The sequence below is a fragment of the Halomonas sp. PR-M31 genome (assembly GCF_001039575.1).
Lineage (GTDB): Bacteria > Pseudomonadota > Gammaproteobacteria > Pseudomonadales > Halomonadaceae > Modicisalibacter.
The window spans coordinates 1-23,408 of the sequence record NZ_JIBT01000053.1 but is presented as its reverse complement, the minus strand read 5'-3'; the positions used below and the strand labels follow the sequence as shown (position 1 = coordinate 23,408).

The following is a 23,408-nucleotide window of genomic DNA, read 5'->3' as shown; positions in this document are numbered from 1 at the left end:
CCAGCAAGGCGAGGGATCCGCATGGAGCTGCTTACACTCTTTTTCATCGTGCTGATTGCTGCCGGTCTGGGACTGCTGATCCAGTGGCTGCCGATGCGCCATCAACCGATGCCGCCCTATCCCCAGCGCGCGCCCTTCCTGGGCGGTGGTCTGCCCGAGACCCACGCCTGGAGCCGTTACCACGTTCGCTACTATCCCATGACGCTGCTACTCATCGCCTTCGAGATGGAGATGATGTTCATGTACCCCTGGGCGGTGGTGTTCGTCGAACAGGGCATGAAGGCGGTGATGGAGATGGGTATGTTCCTGGCCATCCTGTCCGTGGGCATCGTCTACGCCTGGCGCGAGGGGGTGTTCAAGTGGCAGTGAGTTGGCTTTCTCGTCTGGCGGCGCAAGCCTCCGTGCCGGTATTTCCAGTTCGGGGACTGCACGGTGAGGAAGCGTTCTATCAGTTGGCTCTGACACCCGGGATCGAACTGGTCGATTCGCCGCGCCATGCCAGCATCCTGCTGGTGGCAGGCGGCGTGCCGCCGGATCAGCACGATGCCCTGCGTCGGGTGCACGACCAGTTGCCTGCCCCCTTTGCCACTTTGTGGTATTGCAGCGAGCCTTTGGCGGAGCTTGCCTCTGCCACGCGACTCGACGATCCCGGCGCCTTGCCTGGGGCGCTGATGACGATCCATCGCGAACTGATGAGTGGAAAGCGCGGTAGCTCGCCGCGCCTGCTGCCGGACGAGCCCCCCAACCCCTGGGAAGGGCTGGGCGACGATGGCCACGGCGGCGAGGGCATGATGGGCGGCGTACCCTACGGTCGGCCCATGGCCATGAACATGACCGATGACCTTCGCGACGGCCTGACCCTGGATTCGCTGACCGTCATTTTAGGGCCGTTTCTGCCCATGCTGCCGCCGGGGCTGAGTGCGAAGGTGACGCTACAGGGCGACCTTATCCAGTCCTGGACGACCCGAGGCGCGCCGTATCCTATTGCCCTGGAGAGCCTGTTCTTTCAGGCGCTGCAGGGCCCTGTGCCCATCGCCGCGCTTGAGCGGGCCCGGGCGCGTTATCACTTGAAGCGTCTACATTTCGCCCTGCGCCTGGCAGGGCTTGACCGATTGGCGCTTGAAGCGCTGCGCCTGGCGTTCGACTCTCACTTAAGTCTTAAGGGCGTGGCGATCCTGCGGCGTCGGTTGATGCGCAGCGGCTTCTTTCGACTGACGGCGACAGGGCAGGGCCGGCTCGATGAAGAAACGGCCCGGCGAGCCGGCGGGGTGGCGGCCCGGGCGGCGGGGCACGAGGAGGACTGGCGCAGTGAGGACGAGGGCTACCGGCAGCTGGGTTTTCTCCTGCTCACGCAGCGCCAAGGTGACACGGCGGCGCGCTGGCGCCAGACCCTGTCGGAAGTCGAGCAATCGCTGCAGCTCGCCGCCCAGGCCGAACATGAGGCTGTACATACCCAGCGCAGCGACGGCGTCGAGACGCCTCGCGGCACCTGGCACCGGCAGTGGCCCGAAGAGGCGAGCGATCTGCTTGATGACCTGCTGCCGGGCCTTGAGTGGGACGAGGCGATGAGTACCCTGGCAAGCCTCGACCTGGCGCCGCTGTCGCCCTGGTCGCTGGAGGAAACGGGCGGCGCGCCGATCACACAGGACATTGGCGAGGAGAGTCGGGCATGATTCTCGATGAGCTCATCTTGCCAGTACTGCTGGTAATAGTCGTCCTCGTGGTCGGCGCCTATCTGGTGGCGGTGCTCGACGAGGCGATCGCCGGTGCGCTGGGCATGCCGCGAGCCACAAGCGTTTGGACAGCGCCGCTGGCCCAGGGCGCTTGGCTACTCACTCAGCAGGCCAACGCCACCGAAGCGCCGGACTGGCGGGCCTGGCGTCTGGCCCCGGCACTCTACCTGGCGCTGGCCGCGATTGGCTTGGCGGTGGTGCCGTTCTCGCCGACGCTGATTCCCACGGATCTGGTCACCAGCGTGGTGCTGTGGGGCAGCGTCGAGGCCCTGGCCACGGTGGTGATCTTCCTGCACGGCTGGTCCGCCAATACGTTGCTGGCACTGATCGGCGCCTATCGCTATGTCGCTCTGGGGCTTTCCTACATCCTGATCAGCATGTTCGTGCTGATCGGCGTGGCGTTGCCCGCCGAGTCACTGCAATTTTCGCAGGTAGTGGCCTCTCAGGAGGGGCTTTGGAATGTGATTCGCCAGCCACTGGGGCTGCCGCTGTTCTTGATCGTCGGCCTGGGCATGACCTTCTGGGGGCCGCTGAATCTGGCGGATTCCCGAGACTTGGCCCGGGGTACGGCGTCGGCGGTGTCCGGCCCGCCGCGACTGGTGTGGAACCTGGCCCGGGCGGCGATGCTGGTGCCTTCAGCGGCGCGGCGGCGAGCGCCTTCCTGGGCGGCTGGCTAGGCCCCTGGCTACCCGGCCCGGTATGGGTGCTGCTCAAGATGCTGGCGGTACTTGCCCTTCTGCTGCTGATCGGTCGGCTGGTGCCGCGCCTACAGCCGGAGCGCTGCGTCACCCTGATGTGGGTGGTGTTTTTGCCGCTCTCCTTCGTTGATCTGATCTGGGCGGGCACCGTAGCGCTGTTATAAGAAATAACTGCAAGAACACGTGGAGGCATTTTGTAATGGATTACCCCATCGGTGTTGATATTGCCTTTCTGTTGCTGGCCACCCTGGCGGTGGTCTCCGGCTGGCGGGTGTTCGCAACCGATTCCATGGTGCGCGCCTCCTTCTTCCTGCTGGTGTCGTTCATCGCCGTGGGCGTGATCATGATCCTGCTGGCGGCGGAATACCTGGGCGTGGCGATGTTCTTCATGATGGCCGTGGAGATGATGGTCATGGCGATCTTCATGGTCATGTTCATGATGAACCCGGCGGGGCTCAATCCGATGATGATGGTCCATCAGCACAAGTTTTCCATCGCCGCCGGGATAGCGATCTTCGTGGTGCTCGCCGCCGTGGCGCTGCTGGCCGAGTTCCCCGATAGTCCCTTGCCGGCGGACATCGACCCGGTCAGGTCTCTAGGTAACGAACTGCTTGGCGACTCGATGCTGATCTTCGAATCCGCGGGCATCGTGCTGCTGACCACCATGATCGGCGTGGTGGTACTGTCGAGCCACCGTGGGCGCTATGGCGCCGCCGAGGAGGGCTCGATGCCGCCTGGGTTGGTGCCCGGGGGCGATCCGGCGGGCATGCCGGAAGAAGAGGATGAGGGCGGTGGTCATCATCATTGTCACTAGGCGCTTGTTACAAATTCTCGAAGGCGGATGGGGACAGGCTCGGGGTAGGCCAAAGCGAAGGTCTTTTGCCATGGATGGCAAAAGTAGCGCCCAGGGATGGGTTCACAGCGCCTTCGCAACGGCCTACCCGCGAGACCGCTCGGCCTAACGCAAGGAGGCAGAAATGACGCTGGTCACTCTCTTATTACTCGCCGCCGCGCTGATTGGTATCGGCTTCTACGGAGCGCTCTCTCAGCAGTCCTTCGTGATGCTGATGATGGGCCTCGAGCTGATCTTGAACGGCGTCATGCTGGCCGCCGTGGCTTTCTGGGCCCTGAGTGGCGCCGGTGCGCCGGAGGGCCAACTGCTGACCATCGTGGTCATGGCGGTGATGGCCATCGAGATGGCCATGGGCTTTGCCCTGGTGGTGGCGGTGTTCCGCACCAACCAGGCGGATGTCACCGAAGGAATCACGGAGTTGAAGCACTGATGTTGTGGACGCTTGCGCTATTTCCGTTGCTGGGCGCGATCCTGCTCTACCTGGCGGGCCGACGCCTGGGACGCTTCGGACTGACGCTTGCGGCGGCGCTTGTCCTGCTGATGACGCTTGTGCTGACCGGGCTGGCGATCACGAGTGGCTGGCAGGGCAGCGTTGCCTGGAGCGAGACGCTGACCTTGACCCTCAAGCTCTCCGCCGCCGGTAGCGTCTTTGCCTTGACGATACTGCTGGTGGCGCTGCCGATCGTCGTCTACGCCGGCTATCACGAGGTGGGGCTGCGCGACGATTACCGCACGGTCACCGCCCAGGGCATACGTTTGATCGCCTTGCTGGTGGCCTTCGTCGGCGCCATGCAATTGCTGGTGCTGGCCAATGATTTTCTGACGCTGCTGATCGCCTGGGAATTGGTCGGCGCCTGCTCCTGGTCGCTGATTTCTCACAAGTGGGGACAAAAGGAGGTGCCCCAGGCGGCGGCCCAGGCCTTTCTGGTCACCCGCTTTGGCGATCTGGGGCTGTATATCGCCGCGGCGGCGGTGTTTGCCGGCAGCGGCGGCTTCGGCTACGCCGATCTGGCGGCCCTGGATGGCGGCCTGTTGAGCGTGGCGGTGGCCGGTATTCTGCTGGCCGCGGCGGCCAAGTCGGCGCAACTGCCGTTCTCCTCCTGGCTGTTCGCCGCCATGGCCGGTCCGGTGCCAGTGTCGGCGCTGCTGCATTCGGCGACCATGGTGGCGGCAGGCATCTACCTGCTGGCGCGCCTGCAACCGACGCTCTCCGCTGTCGACTGGTTCGCGCCGCTGGTCATCGCCATTGGCCTGGCCACCGCCCTGGTCGGTGGGGTGGTCGGGATATTTCAGAATCACGCCAAGAAGCTGCTGGCGGCCTCTACCTCGGCCCAGTACGGCTTGATGTGGGTCGCGGTGGGGGCGGGTTTCCCCGGTGTGGCCCTGTTGCACTTCGTCGCCCATGCCTTCTTGAAGGCGGGCTTGTTCCTGTCGGCGGGGCTCGCCGAGCGCCAGACCGGCAGTTACCAACTGCAGGACATGCGTCAAGGGCGTCGCTTGCCGGGCATCGCTCTGGCCACTTTTTTGATGAGTCTAGCCCTGGCCGGCATGATCCCGCTGGGCGCCGCCTGGAGCAAGGAGCAGATCGCGGCGGCGGCGGGGCAGCAAGGCGCCTGGCTGGCGCTGCTCGTGGCCCTGGCCGGTGGCTTGAGCGCGCTGTATGCCTCGCGCTTTCAGCTATTGGCATATGGTCGCCGATCGCATCCGGCGCGCTCGATACTGTCTTATGCGCCGCCTCCTTTCCGTGCCGAAAGCGGGGCAGTGCTGCTGATGGCCGGGATGACGATGCTGCTATCTCTCGTTTGGTGGCCGGATGTTCAGGTTTGGCTCTCTGAAACGCTGTCTATCTCTTTGCCTGAAAACAGCGCCTGGGAGCTGATCGTTTCCCTAGTGCTGGTCCTGCTGGGCATCGCCGTGGGGTTCGTCATGACGCGGCGCCAGCACCGAGCAAGTGTTTGGCAGGAGCGCGTGGCTAACTGGTTCGGCCTGCTGACGGTGATCCAGACAATCGCCCGGGGAGCCGTGGTCCTCGGCCACCTCCTGGCCCGCTTCGATGACCGAGTCGTGGACGCCGGACTGCGAGGCACGGCGCGCTTAGCCCAATGGCTGGCGCGACGCGGCGCCCGGCAAGGCGAGGTCTTCGCCGAGGGCGTGCCCGGCGTGATGACCCGCTTGAGTGAATGGGGCGGTTACTGGGCGCGTCAGGCCCAGAGCGGCCAGACCCATCATTACTACGCCGGTATCAGCCTGGGCCTCGTCGTCATTTTCGCCATCCTGTTGATAGGAGCCTTGTTGTGATTCTCACCGTTGCCTGGGTCGTGCCGTTGCTGGGCGCTATCGCCCTTGCCGCTTTTTCACGCTGGAGCGAGACCCGAGCGCGGCAATGGGCGGCGGCCGTGGCCGTACTGTCGCTGCTGGCGTTGGTGGTTGCCTGGGTTGGCTTCGATCCGGCGGGGCCGCTGTTTCAGCATGTGGATGAGCTGCGTTGGGTGCCGAGCATCGGGGTGGCCTACCGGGTCGGTGTCGACGGCATCGCCCTGGCAGTGGCCACCATGAGCGCACTGGTGTTCGTTGCCGCCATCGTCTACCCGGTGGATACCCTTGGCCAGCCGCGCCAATATTACGCCTGGATGCTGTTCCTGCAGGCGATGTCGCTTGGGGTGTTCCTGGCCCTGGATATGCTGCTGTTCTATGTGTTCTTCGATCTGACCCTGGTGGGCATGTTCTTCCTCATCGGCCGCTGGGGCCACGGCACGCCCCAGGTCTCGGCGCTCAAGTTCTTCCTCTATACCTTCGCCGGCTCGCTGCTGCTGTTGCTGGCGATCATCGGCCTGTATCTGTCGATCAAGCCGCACAGTTTCGATATGCGCGTGCTGATCGAACGCCAACCCCTGGCCGGCACGGGGCTCTACGCCGGGTTGGTGTTCCTGGCGTTGATGCTGGGCTTTGCCATCAAGACGCCCCTGGTGCCGCTGCATACCTGGTTGCCCCAGGCCCACGTCGATGCGCCGGGGCCGGCCTCGGCGATCCTCGCCGGGGTGCTGCTCAAGATGGGCACCTACGGCATGATCCGCCTGCCCTTTGCGATGATGCAGGAGACCTTCGCCGAGTATTCGCTGGTCGTTGGTATCGCCGCGCTCATCGCCATCCTCTATGGCGCCCTGGTGGCGCTGGGGCAGAGCAATCTCAAGCGCCGCATCGCCTACACCTCGATCAATCACATGGGCTACACGGTGCTGGGCATTGCCGTGGCGGCGGCGCTGTTTTCCGACAACCTGGCCGCCCGCCAGATGGCGCTGACCGGGGCGACGGTGGAGATGGTGGCCCACGGCCTGATCACCGGGGCGCTGTTTTTGATCTGCGGCTCCTTCTGGCAGCGTACCGGCGAATACGAACTGGATCATTATGGCGGCCTGGCTCATCAGGCCCCGCTGCTGACCGGCTTCACGGTGCTGGCGGCCTTTGCGAGTCTCGGCATGCCGGGGCTGGCCGGCTTCGTCGCCGAGTTCCAGGTGTTTGCTGGCACCTTCGCCGTCTATCCTTGGCTGGCGGTGCTGGGGGTGCTGGGTATCCTGATCACCGCGGCGCTGTTCCTGGACATGCTGCGCCGGCTGTTCTTCGGTCGGCTGCCCTCGCACCTGGGCCAGTTCGCCGAGCTGAAACGGGCCGAGTGGGGCGTGCTTGGGGTGCTCTCCTTGGGCATCCTGGTGATCGGTGTCTATCCAAGGTTTCTGCTGACATTGATCGAGGCCTCGAACGCGCTGCTGCTGGGAGGCCGCTGATGCCCATCGGTGACCTGCTGCCCGAGATCGTCTTGTTGGTCGGCGCGGTGATCATCGTGCTGTTCGCCTCTTTTGCCTCTCAGGAACGCCAGGCCTGGGCCGCCGGATTGGCGCTGGTCGCCCTGGCATTCACGGCGGGGTTCAGCCTGCTGCAGTGGCGCGAGCCGCCGGCGCTGACCTTTTCCGGGGTCTGGGCGCTGGATACGGCGGCCGTCGCTACCAAATTGCTGGTGCTGTTGAGCGGTGCGGTCGCCGTCGCGCTGTCGCCGGACTGGATGCGCAGCGACCGACGGCATGGCGAGTACTACGCCCTGTGTCTGTTCACGCTGCTCGGCGTGATCATGATGGCCTCGGCCAACGACAGCATGGAACTGGTGGTGGGCATTCTGCTCTCCTCCACCGCTAGCTACCCCTTGGTGGCCTACCATCGCGGTTTCAAGCCGGCGCTGGAAGCGGGCATGAAGTACTTCCTGATCGGCGCCTTGACCAACTCCCTGTTGGTGGTCGGCGTGGTACTCCTGTTCGGGCTGGTGGGCGATACCGACTATACGAGCACGGCTCAGGTGCTGGCGGCGGGCGGCGACCCTTTGGCGCTGAGCGTGGCGGTGGCCTGTATCGTGCTGGGGCTGACCTTCAAGCTGGCGGCCTTTCCCGGCCATGCCTGGATGCCGGATGTTGCCCAGGGCGCCCCGGCGCCGGTCGCCGCGCTGCTCACCGTGGCGCCCAAGATCGGTGCCGCCATGGCCCTGGCGCGCTTCGTATCGCTATTGCCGGAATCACAAGTCTGGCCGGTCATCGTCGCCCTGATCGCCGTGGTGACCATGACCCTGGGCAACCTGGCAGCTTTGCAGCAGACCGATGTGCGACGCCTGCTCGGCTGGTCCTCGGTTTCGCAATCCGGCTATGCGCTGATGGCGGTGGTGGTGATCGGCCGCGAGCCCCAGGCGTTACCGGCGCTGCTGGCGTTTCTTGCTGCCTATGCGCTGGCCAATCTCGCTGCTTTTGCGGTGGTGACCCATCTGCGTGGCCGCACGGCGCTGGCGGACTACCATGGCCTGGGTCGCACTCAGCCCGTCGTCACGGCGATACTCATCCTGGCGCTGCTGTCCCTGGTGGGTATCCCGCCGCTGGTAGGCTTCTTCGGCAAGTTCCTGCTGTTCAAGGTGACCATCGCCGGAGGTTTCGGCTGGCTGGCGGTGGTCGCCGCCATCAATACCGTATTGTCCCTGTTCTACTACCTGCGGGTGATCGCGGTGACCATGTTCAAGCCCTTGAAGGGCGAGGTGCATGTGCTCGGTAGCTGGTCCTGGCTGGCCCTGCTGGCAAGCGCGGTATTGCTACTCGCGGCGAGCCTGGGGGTGGAAGGCGGGCTGTCGCTGATGGGGGCCATTCGCTTTGCGGGCTAGGAAGCACCTGTTGACAGAAAAGCGGCAACGCTTCTGAAGCTTCCCTTTGAGCAGGATTAGACTACAAGTGTGGACTATACTCGCCTGACGGACATGATGTCGTCCCCCAGGTTGGCTTAAGCCAACCTGGCTAAATCAATTAGCTTGATCAGCATAAGGAGCTTGCCGTGACAGCCGCTGTCAATCGCACTTATCGCCCCGGGTTGCATCCGCTTCATGCGGTACTGCTTGCAGGCACTATCTCCCTTTTCCTGGGCGCTGCATTGAGCGATTACGCCTACTCGTCGAGCTTCCATGTGCAGTGGAGCCACTTCGCCTCCTGGCTTATTGCGGGCGGTCTTGTCTTCAACGGCTTCGCGCTGCTGGCCGCCATTATCGGCCTGTTCCGGGCTGACCGTCGTCGCGGACTCTCGCTCGTTTATGTTGCTCTACTGTTAGCCACCTGGGTCGTTGGCTTCGTCAATGCGCTGGTCCATGCCCGGGATGCCTGGGCCATGATGCCCACCGGCTTTATTCTCTCGATCGTCGTCGCCGTACTGGCATGCGCGGCCACTTGGATCGGTTTCTCAAGTCTCAGCGCCGGAGATAAGCAATGAAGGTGTCCAGTGTCTTTTACGTCAGCACCCTCTCGGTTTTACTGGGTGTCAGTGGGAATACAGCCGCCCAATCGGAACAGCTGTATGGTGCTGATCCGACCCTTCCAGAACCGCAGCGCGGACTCTTGCCCAACATGACGGTTCCAGAGCCCGCCGAGTGGGGCGATCAGCAGCCCACCGTGCCGGAAGGCTATACGATCACGGCGATCGCCACCGACTTGAAAGTGCCGCGTCAGACCCTGGTGCTGCCCAATGGCGATATCCTGGTGGCCGAGGGCAAAGGGGGCGGCAATGCCCCTAAATCGCGGCCGAAGGATTTCATTGCCGGTTTGATTCAGGCACGGGGCACCACCTCGGTCGAGAGCGGTAATCGATTGACGCTACTGCGTGACAGCGACGGTGACGGCACCTACGAAGAGCAGACGGTTTTCGCCGAAGGTCTTAATGCGCCTTACGGTCTCGCCCTGGTGGATGACGATCTCTACGTCGCCAACCAGGATGCGCTGGTACGTTTCGATTACGAAGAAGGCCAGACTCGGGCCAGCGGCCCGCCAGATCTGGTGACACCGCTCCCGTCCGAAATCAATCACCACTGGACAAAATCACTGACCGCGAGCGCCGACGGGGACTTTCTCTACGTGGGCATCGGCTCGAATAGCAACATCACCGAGCGTGGCATGGCAGCGGAAGTCGACCGCGCCGAAATCTGGGAGATCAATGCGGAAACCGGCGCACGTCGTGCCTACGCCACCGGCGTGCGTAACCCCACGGCGCTGACCATTCAGCCCGAGACCGATCAGCTATGGGCCGTGGCGAACGAGCGCGACGAACTCGGGCCAAACCTGGTGCCCGACTATCTTACTTCCATCCAGGACGGCGGCTTCTATGGCTGGCCCTACAGTTATTGGGGGCAGAACGTGGATACACGTGTCCGCCCGCAGAACCCCGCAAAGGTGGAGTCGGCGATTGCGCCGGATTACAGCCTCGGTTCCCATAGGGCGCCGCTTGGCCTCGCCTTCTCCACGCCCGAAATGGGCGACGACTTCGCGGAGGGTGTTTTCGTCGGCGAACACGGCAGTTGGAACCGCGCCGACCCCGTTGGTTACAAGGTAGTGTTTGTGCCTTTCAGTAACGGCCTGCCTGACGGCGACCCGGTTGACTTCGTCTCGGGATTTCTCACTGATGATGGTCGAACCCGCGGCAGGCCGGTGGGCGTCACCATTGACCCGGACGGCGCTCTCATCATCGCCGACGATCTGACCAACGCCATTTGGCGCGTGACCTATGAGGATGATGAATAAGACGATGATCTAGCAGGGTGAAGGCTACCTCAGCGCGTTGCTTCCCCCGTGCTTGCCACGCTGATGGCAGAGTCGATGATCGCTGAGCACCTCGATGATGCGACAGCTCTCGACCCTGCCGCCAGCACATTGGGTCACCATGCGCTTGAGTTCATCGCGCAGTGCTTCGAGTCGCTGCAGGCGGGACTCCACCTCCGCCAGATGGTGCTTGGCGAAGGCGTCGACTTCGTCGCAGGGCATCTCCGGGTGATCCGCCATCTTCAGTAGCTCGCGCACGGCCTCTATGGAGAAGCCGAAATCCCGGGCGTGGCGAATGAACGTCAGTCGTCGGACAGTCCGCTGGTCATAGCGTCGCTGTCCTCCCTCGCTGCGCGCCGCATCGGGTAACAGCCCGATGCGCTCGTAATAGCGTACCGTCTCGGGCTTGCAGCCGGAGTGTCGCGCCAAGTCACCGATACCGATCGCAGAGTTAGTCGTGGCCTGTTGTGTCGCATCGTCGGGCATGGCTTGAACCTCTAGTTGCTACAGGGATTAGGATTGACGCCAAGATAGTTCAATCCCGGGAGCGACGCCATGAGCGACTCAATGCATCACAACGCCTCCTCCGTTCTGACCCTGCGCATCGAAGGCATGGACTGCGGCGGCTGCGAGCGCAAGGTCGAAGCCGCGCTGGGCCGCCTGCAGGGCATCGAGGAGGTATCGGCCAGCTCGGTCACCGGGTCAGTGAAGATCCACCCTCAACAGAGCACGACGCCTTCTCATGAGGTGATCGAACGGACCTTAACGAGCTTGGCTACCAGATTGCCGCCGATGATGCGGGAGGTAAGTCGGATGCCTCTCCGGCACCCTGGTGGCGGTCCGCCAAGGGACGCCTGATGCTCGTCACTGAGGGACTGCTGGCTCTGGCCTTCGTTCTTCACCTTGCCTGGCCGACCTTGGGTGACTGGCCCTTCGTGGCGGCTACTCTGGTGGGCCTCGTGCCCATTCTGCAAGGGGCCTGGCGGGCGTTGAGGGTATACAACCCGTTCACCATCGAGATGCTGATGAGCATCGCGGCTCTGGGGGCCCTAGCCATCGGTGCCGCCGCCGAGGCGGCGGTGGTGGTGTTTCTGTTCGCTGTGGGGGAATTGCTGGAAGGCGTGGCCGCGTCGCGAGCGCGGCGCAGCATCTCGGCCCTGTCAGAGTTGACCCCGTCGACCGCAAGATTGATGGAGAACGGTGAAGTGCGTGAGGTGTCGGCGGCCTCGCTGCAGCCCGGGCAACGAGTGCTGATACGCCCTGGGGACCGCGTGCCCTGCGATGGCCGCATCCTGGCCGGACAGTCCGAGCTGGATGAGTCACCGGTGAACGGCGAGTCCGTGCCGCGATCGCGCTTTCCTGGCGATGACGTCTTCGCCGGCACGGTGAACCTCGATGCCGCCCTGGAGGTAGAAGTCACTCGGGGCGCCGAGGACAATACCATCGCCCGGGTCATCCGCCTGGTGGAGGAAGCCCAGGCCGCCAAGGCACCGGTGGCTCGCTTCATCGACCGCTTCGCTTATTACTATATGCCAGCGGTCGTAGGCCTGGCTTTGTTGATGGCGGTGGTGCCGCCGCTGGTTTCGGCGATGTCCTGGTCGGAATCGGTTTACCGTGCCCTAGCCCTGCTGCTGATCGCCTGCCCCTGTGCCCTGGTGATCTCGACACCCGCGGCAATCGCTGCGGGCCTCTCGACCGGCGCACGGCATGGGTTGCTGATCAAGGGCGGAGCGGTGCTCGAGCAGCTGGGCAAGCTGCGTCTGATCGCCCTGGACAAAACCGGCACGCTCACCGCGGGTACCCCCAAGGTCACCGACGTGGAAGCCTGGACGAGTGGACAGGATGAGAACGACATCCTGAGGCTCGCGGCGAGTCTGGAGCGTGGCTCCAGCCATCCCATCGCCACGGCGATCCTGGCGCGCGCCGAACAGCTTGGGCTTTCGCCTGCCGAGGTGGGTGAAGGGCGCGTCCTGGCCGGACGCGGGGTCACCGGGCGAGTCGTGGGGCGCGACCTGAGCTTGATCACGCCTCGCCATCTGCAGGAACTGTCGACGTTGTCCGATGATCGATCGCAGCGCATCGCGGCGCTGGAGCAGGCGGGCAAGACCCTCGCCGTCCTGGTCGAGGGCGAGTGTGCGTTGGGCCTGATCGCCGTGCGCGACGAGCCTCGCGAAGATGCCCATGAGGGGCTCTTAGCCCTGTCGCGCCTCGGTGTGCAGGCGGTGATGCTCAGCGGCGACAATGCGCGCACCGTCGCGGCCACCGGTGGCATTCTGGGAATCGAGGCTCACGGTGAGCTAATGCCCGAGGACAAGGCACAGCGAATTCGTAGGTGGCAAGCGGAGGGGCGCGGGCCGGTCGGCAAAGTCGGCGATGGCATCAACGACGCCCCGGCACTGGCCGCGGCGGAGGTGGGTATCGCCATGGGCGGTGGTACCGATGTGGCGCTTGAAACCGCGGATGCGGCCCTGCTCAAGAACCGCGTCAGCGGCATTGCCGAGTTGATCGACCTGTCCCGAGCGACCCTACGTAACGTCAAGACTAACGTCGCTCTGGCATTGGGCCTGAAGGCCATCTTCCTGGTATCTACGGCGCTAGGCATTACCGGCATGTGGATCGCTGTAATGGCGGATACCGGGGCGACAGTACTGGTGACCCTAAACGCCATGCGTCTGCTGAGCTATTGCCCTGGGCCTAAGAAGAGCCAAAGGGCAGCCTCGGCCGGACCTGGGCTCAGAAGGCTTCCAACATGAAGGGGGTGACAAGCATGGCCAATACGAATAAAGGCACCGGACTTCGACGCGGTCGATAGGTAAGCACAAGCGCGCAGGCTTCGTAAGTCAGCAGTAAAGCCCTGAGTGATATGACAGAACGCGTGCGGAGCATGGTTGTTCGCCTTATTTGTAAAGTAGAAACAGGTTTCAGTATCACCCTGATAGCGCGATGTTTCCTTATCGTCCCGTCTTTTTCGAACGTTTTCTTGGACGTTGCGCAATTTTTCCTTTGTTACGTTCCCCGTTGTAAGTGCGGTAAATGACGGCGCCACGTTCTCTTCGCCCCCCCGCTTGTCGCGGTGCTGTCCAAAGTCGATCACTTTTCATCACCGTATCAATCGCCTTTACCTCAGCAAATATTTTGCTTGCGCTATCTAATGTACGCCATATACCATCCGTATAGATGGTATAAGGCGTCTTTTAAAGTTTATCAAGAGGAACAATCGATGAGCGTGCATGAGTTGCGTCGCAAGGCGAGTGATACCACCGAGAAGCTCACCATCAATCTGGGCGTGGTCGACCTAGGGCAGATCGATCTGCTGGTGCAGGAGGGGTTTTATTCCAATCGAAGCGATCTGATTCGCACCGCCATACGCAATCAGCTGGCCACTCATGCGGAGGTGGTCAAGGAGACCGTTGCCCGCAAGACCTATGTACTGGGCCTGCAGCATTACAGTCGCAGCGATCTCGAAGCACTGCAGGCGAAAGGCGAAGTGCTGCAAATCCAGGTGCTGGGGCTTGCCAGTATCGCCGAGGACGTTTCCCCGGAGCTGGCCCTTGCCACCATCGATTCCATCGTCGTGCTGGGTGCTCTGCATGCCAGCAAGGCGGTCAAGGCCGCACTCGCGGACAGAACCTATTAAGGGCGCATAGCTGCGCCGAGGATCAAACGAATGAATCTTTCAATGAACGAAGCAACCCTGGCGAGTCTTAAAGAAGCGACCCGCTTGACTCAGTCGGGCCAACTGCATGAAGCCACTGCCATGATACAGCGGGCGCTTGGCGGCGTTTCGAGCCCGGATAATAGCGGGGCCGAATTTCGTCAGGCGGCGTCGGATGAGACAACCAGAGGCGAAACCATCGAAGGCAGTTGCCGGGTCGTCGAGGAATCGGATACGCGCGCCGCGTCCGAGCCCAGCGAGAAAAACCGCGATGAGACCAAGGCCCAGCGGGAGTCTTCGCGGTTCGAGCAGACGCAGTCTGGATCACGACGCGCATTCGGCTCAGGCCAGGGGTTTGGTGGTCTAGGAGAGCTCTTGCGAGAGACGCTATCAAGCGTTGGCGGGAACGCTGCCTGGTCACCTGCTCCAGCGGACACGCTGCCTGATGGAGCATCCTTCAAAAATGCCACCTTCTCCAATCATGCCGGTAGCCGGGACTACAAGCTGTATGTTCCCAGCGGCTATCAGGGTCAATCCTTGCCGCTGGTCGTCATGCTGCATGGCTGCACGCAAAACCCGGACGACTTTGCCGCCGGCACCGGCATGAACGCCCTGGCAGAAGCCCAGCCTTGTCTGGTGCTTTATCCGGCCCAGCCGAATTCCGCCAACCATTCCAAATGCTGGAACTGGTTCAAAGCCAGCGATCAACAGCGCGAGCAAGGCGAGCCCGCCATCATTGCCGGCATGACTCGCAAGGTGCTTGAGGAGTATCACGTAGATAAGCGTCGAGTCTATGTGGCGGGGCTGTCCGCGGGCGGCGCCATGGCTACGACACTGGCCATGACCTACCCGGATCTTTATGCGGCAGTGGGGGTGCATTCCGGGCTGCCTCACGGCGCTGCTCAGGATTTACCCTCGGCGCTTGCGGCCATGCAGGGCGGCAGTCAGCCCCTCGCAGGGCTCAATAGGCAAGCGCACTCTCAAGGCTCTTCTCAAGCTCGGGCAGGCTCGTCCAAGACGTCAGGCATTCCCGCGATCATATTTCACGGCGACCGGGATACGACGGTGCATCCCAGCAACGGTGATCGCATCGCGGCACAGTGCCTGGCCTCTGTCGGTGTCAAAAAATCATCCGGTGCAGCGGCGGATGTTGCCATCAAGCAAGATCGGGTGCCTGACGGTCATGGCTATACCTGCACCGTTCATCAGAACGCCAAAGGTCAGGCCCAGCTGGAGCAGTGGTCGATTCACGGTGCGGGCCATGCCTGGTCCGGTGGCACGTCTCGGGGTTCTTACACCGATCCCAAGGGCCCGAATGCCAGCCAGGAAATGCTGCGCTTTTTTCTGAGCCATTCGAAACCCGTGGCTTGAATAGGTAACCGACACTACTGATCAGCTACCGGCTAACATGGTAAGCAAGGATTCAGAGCATTTTTACGGAAAAACAAGAGGGGCATGGCCAGCAAGAACAGGGCGCCATGCCCTTTTTGCGTGCGTTATGTTTTACAACAGTTTCACCACTGACGTCCCTGGGCAAAGTTACCATTTTCTAATGCGCATTCTAGCGAAATACTATGAGCCCAAGTAGGATGAGTGGGTGTATGTTAAGGGAAGAAACGTATTGCCTGTTTGGCACTTTATTCACATAGACATGGCGCCATGGTGTCTTCAAAAGCGTCGCTAGGCGGCGAACAGGATTATGGTTTCTCAACTCTCCACCGCGGTGGGCCACATCGTGGCCATCGGCGGCGCCGAGGACAAGACATCTGATTTGGAAATCCTGAAACGGGTTTTCTCACTGGCGCCGGAAGGCAACGGTGAAGTTTCCATCATTGCCACCGCAAGTGGCATTCCCGACCAGGTGCTTCCTGCCTATCAGGCTGCTTTCGAGCGGCTTGGCGCAAACCGTATTCACGCGCTGGACATACAGGATCGCAAGCAGGCATCGGATCCCGATAATGTCCAGCTGATCCGCCAAAGCGGGGTGATATTCTTCACCGGCGGTGACCAGCTGCGTTTGACCAATGTGTTCGGCGGTTCGGCGACGCTGACTGCCATTCGCGAACGCCTGATGGACGGTGCCGTGGTGGCAGGCACCAGCGCGGGGGCGGCAGCCTTGCCAAGCACCATGATCTATAACGGTGCTTCGGCGGATGCTCTGCGCAAGGGCGGTGTCAACATGACCTCGGGCCTTGGTTTTATCGACTACCTTATCATCGATAGTCACTTTCTCGAGCGCGGTCGCTTCTCGCGCCTGATGCAGGTCGGCGCCAGTAATCCAGAGTATTTAGGCGTAGGGTTGGGCGAGGACGCCGGCGTGATCGTTCACCCGAATCGCATTCTCGAGGCCATTGGCCCTGGTCACGTCATCCTCATCGACAGCCGGGGTCTGGCAAGCTCAAACATTACTGATCTGTCGATGGGGGAGCCGATAGCCGTCGAGAACATGATTCTTCATGCTATGGTCAGCGGTCACGGGTTCGATATCGAGGCGCGGCACTATCTCGACGCCGACGAACTCACCGCACTGCTGAGGAATCGCTGATGAACATTCTGGCACACCGGGCGCTGAGAGGGCCGAACTACTATAGCCGCTACCGGGCTATTTACATGCGCCTGGACATTGGCGAGCTCGAGGAGCGACCAAGCGATACCGTGCCGGGCATCGTCGAACGCATGAGTGGGCTTCTTCCCACGTTACAGGAGCATCGCTGCTCCGTTGGTCGTCCCGGCGGCTTTCTGGAGCGGCTGGCGCGCGGAACCTGGGCGGGACATATCGTCGAGCATGTGGCGATCGAGCTGCAGAATCTGATCGGTTTTTCCGTGGGTTACGGTAAGACGGTGGATTCTTACGAAAGCGGCATCTACAACGTCGTCTATCGCTACCGGGATGAAGCCTGTGGCTGGCCGCCGGGGTCGAGGCCGTGGCTGTCGTTGAAGCCCTGTTCAGCGGTGACGACATCGACCTGACGGCGATCATCGACCGTCTGAAAACGGTGCGCGACGATCACATGTTGGGGCCGTCCACTGCCTCGATCATTGACGCCGCGGAGCGTCGCGGCATCTCTTGGGCCCGTCTGAACGAGAACAGCAGTTACATCCAGCTGGGCCAGGGGCATCGCCAGCAGCGTATTCAGGCAACGGTGACCGGACGCACCGATCTGATCAGCCATAGTATTGCCGCGGACAAGGACTGGACCAAGCAGGTGCTGGGCGATGCCGGTGTCCCGGTACCTCATGGATTCGTCTGCAGTTCAATCGAAGAGGCCCTTGAAAGCGCGGAATCCATCGGCTATCCCCTGGCGGTGAAACCGCTTGAAGGCAATCACGGCCGCGGGGTGAGTACGGATATTCAAAACGACAGCGAGCTGCGTGAGGCCTTCGCCATCGCCTCCCGGCGTAATCCGGAGGTGATCGTCGAGCAGTTCATCAAGGGTGAGGACCATCGCCTGTTGGTGATCGATGGCAAGCTGGTGGCGGCGGCGCGACGCCGTCCGGCTCATGTGGTGGGCGATGGCAGCGCCACGCTGCAGGCGCTGGTGGAGCGAGAGAATCAAGATCCGCGACGGGGCGTCGGCCACGAGAACCTGCTCACCCAGATCGAGGTGGATGAGCAGTCCCTGCGCCTGCTTGGGCAACAGAATCTGACTCTGGAAAGCGTCATTCCCAAAGATGAGATCGTATTCTTGAAGCCCACCGCAAATCTGAGCACCGGCGGCACCGCAACGGATGTGACCGATGACGTGCACCCGGAAGTGCGCTATGTCGCGGAGCGTATTTCGCGTCTGGTCGGGCTTGATATCATCGGCATCGATCTTCTCGCGGAGAGTCTTGCTCGGCCCTTGGAAGATCAGTCCGCGGCGGTGGTCGAGGTCAACGCCGGTCCCGGGTTTCGCATGCATCTGTCGCCGACCCACGGCAAAGAGCGCGATGTGGGTCAGCCGGTGATCGACATGCTGTTCCCGGTCAGCGACGACACGGGGCGCATTCCCATCGTCGCGGTTACCGGCACCAACGGCAAGACCACCACGGTGCGCCTGCTCTCGCATTTGCTGCGCCAAGCCGGGCGCAACGTCGGCATGGCCTGTACCGGCACCATCGAGATCGACAACCATGTCGTTCTGCGTGGCGACTACAGCGGCCCTCAGGCGGCGACCATCGTACTGCGCGAGCCCACGGTGGAGTATGCGGTGCTCGAGGTGGCGCGAGGCGGCATCATGCGCCGCGGGCTCGGCTTCGATGAATGCGACGTGGGCGTGCTGCTCAATATCGCAAGCGATCATCTTGGCGAGCACGATATTCATACCCTGGATGAACTGGCCCGCTGCAAGCGGGTGGTGATCGATGCGGTTCGCCCGGGAGGAACGGCGGTGCTCAACGCAGACGATCCTCGAGTGTTTGACAGCCAGGCATGGGCGCGTGGTGACGTCGTGTTCTTCACGCTTGATCCGGAGTCGCCCCCGGTTCGCCAGCACGTCGAGGGGCATGGCGTGGCTTTTACCGTGCATAACGACCGTATCGTCTTGCGCCAGGGTCAGGTCGAGGCCGAGGTGATTTCGGTGGTGGATGTGCCCATCACCTTTGAAGGTCTCGCCCGCTTCAACGTTGCCAATGCTCTGGCCGCCAGCGCCGCCGCCTATGCCTTGGGGCTTTCCATCGGCGATATTCAGATGGGACTGCGCACTTTTCATCCAACACCGGGACAGAATCCTGGGCGCACCAATCTTATTGAAGTGGGCGGCATGAAGGTGCTGATCGACTATGGGCACAACGTGCCTGCCCTCGAAGCGTTGGGCGAGCTCGTCGGCGGTATTCCGGCGCATCGACGTATCGGTGTGGCAAGCGCGCCGGGCAATCGTCGGGACGAGGATTTGTTCGATCTCGGGGCTCATCTCGCCAGAATGCACGACGTGGTGTTTATCTGCGAGACGGACCCGCGCGGACGAACCATTGGAGAAGCCGCTGGCTTGATGCGCGATGGCGCCGAGTCCGTATCTGGCGCCTGTCGTGCCGAGATCGTCATGCAGGAAGAGCAGGCCGTCATCAGAGCGCTCGACGAAGCCGATGAGGGCGATCTGTTGGTGCTGCTGATCGACGGCGTCGATGATGCCATTGAGCGCCTCAAGGGACGCCGGTTTGCAGCTTCGACGAGTGAGGCCGGCTAGCAAAAACACCCCCGTCAACTCCATACGACAAGCGGCTCGCACCATGACTTCCAATAAATCAATGCCACTACTGACTCTGCTGCGGGTTGGCCGACTTTATACACCGGCCCCCGTCGACGAGACGGATATCCTGATCGCAGATGGGCGCATTGCGGCGCTTGGGCGCGATCTTGCTGTTCCTGAGAAGTGGCCGGTGACCCTGATAGAAGCGCCTGAACTGACCGCCGTGCCGGCCTTCATCGATCAGCACGTGCATGTCACCGGCGGCGGTGGTGAAGGAGGCTGTGGCACCCGCTGCCCGGAGATCACCGCTCACGAGATCGTGAGCATGGGGATTGCAACGGTGGTGGGGGTGCTGGGCACCGACAGCATCAGCCGCACCCCGGCGGATCTTCTGGCCAAGGTGCGCGGACTGCGGGCGGAAGGCGTTTGCGCCTATATGTATACCGGGGCCTATCGCGTGCCGCCACCGACGTTGACCGGTGATCTGCAGCGTGATCTGGCCTGGATTCCCGAGGTCATCGGCCTGGGCGAACTGGCGATCTCGGATCACCGCTCTAGCCAGCCTCGTCAGGACGAGATCGAGCGTCTGGTCAGCGATGTGAGGGTCGGGGCCATGCTGGCGGGCAAGCGCGGCATCTGCCACTTTCATCTTGGTGATGGCAAACGCGGACTGGAGCCGCTGCGCCGGCTCTTGACCGAGACCGAAATCCCCGCGGATCAGGTCATTCCCACCCATGTGAATCGTCTTCGCTCACTGCTCGAAGATGCTGCGAACTATGCCTTGACCCTTGATGCCTGCGTGGATGTGACCGCCTTCGAAGACGCCGGCGAAGGGCTTTCAGCCTTTGACGCGGTGGCTTTTCTGCTCGAGCGCGGCGTCCCTGTAGAACGCATCACCCTGAGCTCCGACTGCAACGGCAGCCTGCCGGAGTTCGATGCCAAGGGTGAATACCTGGGGATGGGCGTGGCGCGCAACACCGCCTTGATCGCGGATTGGCAGCGCCTGGTGCGTGAACAGGTACTGCCGCTGGAACAGGCCCTGGGCTTGATCTCGGGCAACGTGGCCCGGGTGCTGGGGCTGCAGGCCCGCAAGGGACGTTTGGCTGCAGGTTTCGATGCAGACATAACTCTGTTGGACGGCGAGCTTCGCCCGCAAATGACCTTTGTGGCGGGCCGCTGTCTTTACGGTGCAAGATAGCGCGACGAGCCCAGGGTAGTCGGTGCCACGAACAACGGCGCGGCGTTCGCGTCGCCCTTACAGGTGGCGACGGCGTTGCCGGGTATCAGCCACCAGTCGTCGCTGTTCTGATGGCCCATGTCATGGGCCTGATCAAGATCGATACAGGGATAGTCGTCCATGCGATGTTGTTCCGTGATCATCCAGCGCTGCCCGGGGGTCTCCTGCAGCCAGGCAAAAACCCGTTTGAACTGATCATGGAGCGGGGTCTGATCCCCGAAATGTACGCTGGGCTGCCGGGATTGCAGAAGAAACTCTTCGTCGAAGCTTGGCAGCGCCAGCCAGGCATCGTCTCCGGTGATCGAGACAACCAGCTGCATCATGCGTCGCGGCGAGCGGGCTTCATCCTGAAGTACATAGCCCCAGGTCGACCAGCTCAACCAAAACAGGGCCAGCCATAGAGGCAGCGCCAGCATGCCCCGGCGGGATCGCAGCCAGAAGAGAAGCCCTGCCGCTGCAACGCCGAGCAGAATCCACCAGGCCCAGGGCACGATGTCGTAGCGCTCGGCAAGCGTTGCCAGCGCCGGCAGTCCGAAAACGCCAAGCAGACCGGCGATCAGCAATAGCCCCCCCAGTAGAACCAGTATCCCGGTTCCCAGCCAGTTGAAAATGCGCTTGTTCAGAATGCCTGGCAACAGCGGTGCCAGAGCCAGCACCAGCAGCGGAATTGTCGGCAGGGTGTAGACACCGCGCTTGCCCGGCGAAAATGAAAAAAACACGATGATCAGAATGACACCGCTCAGCGGCAGCAGCAGGCGGGCATCGCCGCGCCGGGCGCGATGCCACCAGGCGGGTATCGCCCAGGGCAGCGCCAGAACCAGGGGCATCCAGGCCCAGGGCAGCACCTTGACCAGGTAGTAATACCAGGGCTCGAGGTGATGCCAGGAGTCCGCATAGCGCTCACCGGTCTGCTTGAACAGGATATTGTCACGATAGGCGGTCAAGGCGGGGTCATCACCAAAGGTCGCAATCAGAATCATCGGCACGCCCCACAGGGCGATGGCTCCTATCAGCACCGCCATGCCCAGGCCCAGATCCTTCCAGGCGATTCGGGTGGCCTGCCCGCGCCAGGCAAACCACAGCCAGGCGGGCAACAGCAGCAAGGGCAGAAAGCCCACGCCCTTGGTAATGATGCCAAGCCCCATCGCGGCAAAACCGATCAACCACCAGCGCCTGGCGGGACCGAGCAGTGCATGGCGCAGCAGTCCGTAGGCTCCCAGGGTCGTGAAGAAGGTCAGCAGCATGTCGATCTGGGCGGCTTTGGCCTGAACCACGAACTGCAGGGTCGTCAGCAGCGCGAGGCCGCTGAGTAGGGCAATACGTTGGCCGTAAAGATGTCGCGTCAGATCCACCACTAGAGCCAAGGTGCCCAGCGCTGCAAACAGTGAAGGCAGCAAAAACCCCAGTCGCACGGAACCGGTGATCGCAATGGACAGCGCCGAGGCCCACATGAATAGCGGCGGTTTGTCTGGATAAGGCTCGCCGCCCCGATGAGGGAACCAGAACTGGCCGGTCTTGAGCATTTCCAGGGCATTCAAGGCAAAGCGCGGCTCATCCGCGGGCCAGGGGTCGCGCAGGCCAATACCCAGACCGAGCAGCACCAGCGCGAACAGCATGAGGGCAAGCCATGCCCAGCGATAGGAGTGATTCAAATAATGCAGGTAGGCAGGGCGATGCATGACGGGATGAATTCCATTCAGGCGGAGGGGGCTGAGGCTTTTTTCTTCTGGCGGACTTCACGACTCTCACGACGGATCAGCACCAGATTGCGCGCATAGATGAATAGCCCCGCCCCTTGGCCGGCAATGAATACGGGATCGCGGCGATAAATGGCATAGGCAAGCAAAGTGGCGCCTCCCGCGATGCTGAGAAACCAGAACGCCTTGGGCACGATGCTGCGCTTCGCGCGTTCGCTTGCCAGCCACTGCACAATGAAGCGTGCCGAGAAGAGTGCCTGACCCAGAAAGCCGATACCCAGCCAGAGCCATCCGCTGTTCATGGGGTCTCCTCGGACGTCGATACACTCGGCACATCTTGCTCGGTTGCAGTGGAGACGCCGACATCGAAGGGCGCGGGCAAGCGGGTGCGCCGCTGCAGCCACATGACCCCGACGATATCCACGAGTCCCACCCAGAGGCGATTGTTCAGGCCATAGTGGGAGGCCCCGGTACCTCGAGGGCGATGGTTGACCGGTACCGAGACGCACTGGCCACCCTGAGCCAGAATCAGCGCTGGGATGAAGCGATGCATGTGGTCGAAATAAGGCAGTTTCAAAAAGACGTCCCGGCGCATGATCTTGAGTCCGCAGCCGGTATCCGGCGTGTCGTCCTTGAGCAGGGTCGAACGCACGCGGTTGGCAACCCGGGAAGATAGCAGAGTGAGCCGGTTGTCCCGGCGCTGCACCCGATGGCCATTGACCAGGGCGATGCCCTCTTGGCGTGCCTTGTCATAAAGACGTGGAAGATCCGCTGGATCGTTCTGTCCGTCGCCGTCCAGCGTTGCAAGCCAGGTGCCATGCGCTGCCCAGGCGGCCTGCCAGATCGAGGTGCTTTGACCGGCACTGCGCTCATGGCGCATCGGCCGCAGGCGCGCATCCTTGGCGGCACGCCGATTCAGGAGCGTCCAGGTTTCATCCGTTGAGCCGTCATCGACCACCAGAATTTCGTATTCTTCGTCAGGGAGTGCGGTCGCTATTTCATCCAGTAGCTGAGGAAGATTCCCCGCCTCGTCCTTGGCGGGAATGATGATCGAGAGTAACGGCTGAGGCATGGGGGAACGTTCCATGGTGTAGTAGAGCAAAAGCGTGTTTAGCCCAGTTTTGAGGAAAACGATTTGATGCTGGGAGAATTGCTGACCTCATCGTAATAATACCGGTACCAGTCAACGAAGCGTTGCACGCCCAGAGCCAAGTCGGTGTTTGGCCGAAAACCCGTGACGGCGAACAAAGGTTCGGCATCCGCC

The 23,408-nt window shown here is 62.3% G+C and carries 23 protein-coding genes; 19 read left to right on the top strand and 4 right to left on the bottom strand.

The window, feature by feature from the left end; genetic code table 11:
* Positions 1–21: 21 nt before the first annotated feature.
* The 11 genes from CH74_RS14225 to CH74_RS14180 all read left to right on the top strand — a co-directional run bounded on the left by CH74_RS14225 (position 22) and on the right by CH74_RS14180 (position 10,369).
* Entirely contained in the window at positions 22–369 is a 348-nt protein-coding gene (locus tag CH74_RS14225; RefSeq protein WP_048308199.1) for an NADH-quinone oxidoreductase subunit A, read from the top strand.
* Positions 366–1,673 (top strand): hypothetical protein, encoded by a 1,308-nt coding sequence (locus tag CH74_RS14220; RefSeq protein ID WP_048308198.1) that lies wholly within the window; start codon positions 366–368, stop codon positions 1,671–1,673. The genes CH74_RS14225 and CH74_RS14220 overlap by 4 nt, the downstream gene beginning before the upstream one ends.
* Positions 1,670–2,410, top strand: coding sequence for an NADH-quinone oxidoreductase subunit H (locus tag CH74_RS14215; RefSeq protein ID WP_216594779.1), 741 nt, complete (start codon positions 1,670–1,672; stop codon positions 2,408–2,410). The genes CH74_RS14220 and CH74_RS14215 overlap by 4 nt, the downstream gene beginning before the upstream one ends.
* The gene (locus CH74_RS19040; RefSeq protein WP_216594778.1) at positions 2,335–2,595 is read left to right on the top strand and encodes an NADH-quinone oxidoreductase subunit H; all 261 of its coding nucleotides are present in this window, start codon (positions 2,335–2,337) and stop codon (positions 2,593–2,595) included. The genes CH74_RS14215 and CH74_RS19040 overlap by 76 nt, the downstream gene beginning before the upstream one ends.
* Positions 2,596–2,630: 35 nt before the next feature.
* Positions 2,631–3,245, top strand: coding sequence for an NADH-quinone oxidoreductase subunit J (locus tag CH74_RS14210; RefSeq protein ID WP_048308197.1), 615 nt, complete (start codon positions 2,631–2,633; stop codon positions 3,243–3,245).
* Positions 3,246–3,408: 163 nt separating this feature from the next.
* Positions 3,409–3,714: an NADH-quinone oxidoreductase subunit NuoK gene (gene nuoK, locus CH74_RS14205; protein WP_048308196.1), complete on the top strand. Its 306-nt coding sequence runs from the start codon at positions 3,409–3,411 to the stop codon at positions 3,712–3,714.
* Entirely contained in the window at positions 3,714–5,582 is a 1,869-nt protein-coding gene (locus CH74_RS14200) for an NADH-quinone oxidoreductase subunit L (RefSeq protein ID WP_048308195.1), read from the top strand. The genes nuoK and CH74_RS14200 overlap by 1 nt, the downstream gene beginning before the upstream one ends.
* A complete protein-coding gene (locus CH74_RS14195; RefSeq protein WP_082140440.1) occupies positions 5,579–7,066 on the top strand; it encodes a NuoM family protein in 1,488 nt (495 codons plus the stop codon). Before CH74_RS14200 ends, CH74_RS14195 begins: the two co-directional genes overlap by 4 nt.
* Positions 7,066–8,472, top strand: coding sequence for an NADH-quinone oxidoreductase subunit N (locus tag CH74_RS14190; RefSeq protein ID WP_048308194.1), 1,407 nt, complete (start codon positions 7,066–7,068; stop codon positions 8,470–8,472). Before CH74_RS14195 ends, CH74_RS14190 begins: the two co-directional genes overlap by 1 nt.
* Before the next feature lie 167 nt (positions 8,473–8,639).
* Positions 8,640–9,068, top strand: coding sequence for a DUF2231 domain-containing protein (locus CH74_RS14185; RefSeq protein ID WP_048308193.1), 429 nt, complete (start codon positions 8,640–8,642; stop codon positions 9,066–9,068).
* Positions 9,065–10,369: a sorbosone dehydrogenase family protein gene (locus tag CH74_RS14180; protein WP_048308192.1), complete on the top strand. Its 1,305-nt coding sequence runs from the start codon at positions 9,065–9,067 to the stop codon at positions 10,367–10,369. The genes CH74_RS14185 and CH74_RS14180 overlap by 4 nt, the downstream gene beginning before the upstream one ends.
* Positions 10,370–10,393: 24 nt before the next feature.
* Here the strand turns inward: CH74_RS14180 and CH74_RS14175 are convergent, their stop codons facing one another.
* Positions 10,394–10,873 carry a helix-turn-helix domain-containing protein gene (locus CH74_RS14175; protein WP_048308191.1) on the bottom strand — a complete coding sequence of 160 codons (480 nt, stop codon included), beginning with the start codon at positions 10,871–10,873 and terminating at the stop codon, positions 10,394–10,396.
* Between the two features lie 69 nt (positions 10,874–10,942).
* Here CH74_RS14175 and CH74_RS20090 point away from each other — a divergent pair, with 69 nt between their 5' ends.
* The 8 genes from CH74_RS20090 to iadA all read left to right on the top strand — a co-directional run bounded on the left by CH74_RS20090 (position 10,943) and on the right by iadA (position 20,408).
* The gene (locus CH74_RS20090; protein ID WP_048308190.1) at positions 10,943–11,245 is read left to right on the top strand and encodes a cation transporter; all 303 of its coding nucleotides are present in this window, start codon (positions 10,943–10,945) and stop codon (positions 11,243–11,245) included.
* Positions 11,245–13,140, top strand: a complete 1,896-nt coding sequence (locus tag CH74_RS14165) for a heavy metal translocating P-type ATPase (protein ID WP_367379127.1) — start codon at positions 11,245–11,247, stop codon at positions 13,138–13,140. The genes CH74_RS20090 and CH74_RS14165 overlap by 1 nt, the downstream gene beginning before the upstream one ends.
* 467 nt (positions 13,141–13,607) lie before the next feature.
* Entirely contained in the window at positions 13,608–14,024 is a 417-nt protein-coding gene (locus tag CH74_RS14160) for a CopG family transcriptional regulator (protein WP_048308189.1), read from the top strand.
* Positions 14,025–14,054: 30 nt separating this feature from the next.
* On the top strand, positions 14,055–15,413 hold the full coding sequence (locus CH74_RS14155) for a PHB depolymerase family esterase (RefSeq protein ID WP_253273081.1): 1,359 nt from the start codon (positions 14,055–14,057) through the stop codon (positions 15,411–15,413).
* Positions 15,414–15,741: 328 nt separating this feature from the next.
* On the top strand, positions 15,742–16,587 hold the full coding sequence (locus CH74_RS14150; RefSeq protein WP_048308187.1) for a cyanophycinase: 846 nt from the start codon (positions 15,742–15,744) through the stop codon (positions 16,585–16,587).
* Positions 16,587–17,012 carry a hypothetical protein gene (locus CH74_RS19665; RefSeq protein WP_253273080.1) on the top strand — a complete coding sequence of 142 codons (426 nt, stop codon included), beginning with the start codon at positions 16,587–16,589 and terminating at the stop codon, positions 17,010–17,012. The genes CH74_RS14150 and CH74_RS19665 overlap by 1 nt, the downstream gene beginning before the upstream one ends.
* Positions 16,967–19,207: a cyanophycin synthetase gene (cphA, locus tag CH74_RS14145; protein ID WP_253273079.1), complete on the top strand. Its 2,241-nt coding sequence runs from the start codon at positions 16,967–16,969 to the stop codon at positions 19,205–19,207. Before CH74_RS19665 ends, cphA begins: the two co-directional genes overlap by 46 nt.
* Before the next feature lie 61 nt (positions 19,208–19,268).
* Entirely contained in the window at positions 19,269–20,408 is a 1,140-nt protein-coding gene (iadA, locus tag CH74_RS14140) for a beta-aspartyl-peptidase (protein WP_253273078.1), read from the top strand.
* On the opposite strand, the gene CH74_RS14135 is transcribed toward iadA, so the two are convergent.
* Genes CH74_RS14135 through CH74_RS14125 form a run of 3 tightly spaced genes read right to left on the bottom strand, consistent with a single transcriptional unit; the run spans position 20,393 to position 23,216 of the window.
* Positions 20,393–22,126: a glycosyltransferase family 39 protein gene (locus CH74_RS14135; RefSeq protein ID WP_048308185.1), complete on the bottom strand. Its 1,734-nt coding sequence runs from the start codon at positions 22,124–22,126 to the stop codon at positions 20,393–20,395. The genes iadA and CH74_RS14135 overlap by 16 nt on opposite strands.
* Positions 22,127–22,143: 17 nt before the next feature.
* Positions 22,144–22,446 (bottom strand): lipid-A-disaccharide synthase N-terminal domain-containing protein, encoded by a 303-nt coding sequence (locus CH74_RS14130; RefSeq protein WP_048308184.1) that lies wholly within the window; start codon positions 22,444–22,446, stop codon positions 22,144–22,146.
* Positions 22,443–23,216 (bottom strand): glycosyltransferase family 2 protein, encoded by a 774-nt coding sequence (locus tag CH74_RS14125; protein ID WP_082140439.1) that lies wholly within the window; start codon positions 23,214–23,216, stop codon positions 22,443–22,445. The genes CH74_RS14130 and CH74_RS14125 overlap by 4 nt, the downstream gene beginning before the upstream one ends.
* Between the last annotated feature and the right edge of the window lie 192 nt (positions 23,217–23,408).

Excerpts from the sequence above, each read along its gene's own strand:
- CH74_RS14225 (WP_048308199.1), top strand. The coding sequence starts at position 22 with ATGGAGCTGCTTACACTCTTTTTCATCGTGCTGATTGCTGCCGGTCTG.
- CH74_RS14215 (WP_216594779.1), top strand. The coding sequence starts at position 1,670 with ATGATTCTCGATGAGCTCATCTTGCCAGTACTGCTGGTAATAGTCGTC.
- CH74_RS14210 (WP_048308197.1), top strand. The coding sequence starts at position 2,631 with ATGGATTACCCCATCGGTGTTGATATTGCCTTTCTGTTGCTGGCCACC.
- nuoK (WP_048308196.1), top strand. The coding sequence starts at position 3,409 with ATGACGCTGGTCACTCTCTTATTACTCGCCGCCGCGCTGATTGGTATC.
- CH74_RS14200 (WP_048308195.1), top strand. The coding sequence starts at position 3,714 with ATGTTGTGGACGCTTGCGCTATTTCCGTTGCTGGGCGCGATCCTGCTC.
- CH74_RS14190 (WP_048308194.1), top strand. The coding sequence starts at position 7,066 with ATGCCCATCGGTGACCTGCTGCCCGAGATCGTCTTGTTGGTCGGCGCG.
- CH74_RS14180 (WP_048308192.1), top strand. The coding sequence starts at position 9,065 with ATGAAGGTGTCCAGTGTCTTTTACGTCAGCACCCTCTCGGTTTTACTG.
- CH74_RS14175 (WP_048308191.1), bottom strand. The coding sequence starts at position 10,873 with ATGCCCGACGATGCGACACAACAGGCCACGACTAACTCTGCGATCGGT.
- CH74_RS20090 (WP_048308190.1), top strand. The coding sequence starts at position 10,943 with ATGAGCGACTCAATGCATCACAACGCCTCCTCCGTTCTGACCCTGCGC.
- CH74_RS14165 (WP_367379127.1), top strand. The coding sequence starts at position 11,245 with ATGCTCGTCACTGAGGGACTGCTGGCTCTGGCCTTCGTTCTTCACCTT.
- CH74_RS14160 (WP_048308189.1), top strand. The coding sequence starts at position 13,608 with ATGAGCGTGCATGAGTTGCGTCGCAAGGCGAGTGATACCACCGAGAAG.
- CH74_RS14155 (WP_253273081.1), top strand. The coding sequence starts at position 14,055 with ATGAATCTTTCAATGAACGAAGCAACCCTGGCGAGTCTTAAAGAAGCG.
- CH74_RS14150 (WP_048308187.1), top strand. The coding sequence starts at position 15,742 with ATGGTTTCTCAACTCTCCACCGCGGTGGGCCACATCGTGGCCATCGGC.
- CH74_RS19665 (WP_253273080.1), top strand. The coding sequence starts at position 16,587 with ATGAACATTCTGGCACACCGGGCGCTGAGAGGGCCGAACTACTATAGC.
- iadA (WP_253273078.1), top strand. The coding sequence starts at position 19,269 with ATGCCACTACTGACTCTGCTGCGGGTTGGCCGACTTTATACACCGGCC.
- CH74_RS14135 (WP_048308185.1), bottom strand. The coding sequence starts at position 22,126 with ATGCATCGCCCTGCCTACCTGCATTATTTGAATCACTCCTATCGCTGG.
- CH74_RS14130 (WP_048308184.1), bottom strand. The coding sequence starts at position 22,446 with ATGAACAGCGGATGGCTCTGGCTGGGTATCGGCTTTCTGGGTCAGGCA.
- CH74_RS14125 (WP_082140439.1), bottom strand. The coding sequence starts at position 23,216 with ATGCCTCAGCCGTTACTCTCGATCATCATTCCCGCCAAGGACGAGGCG.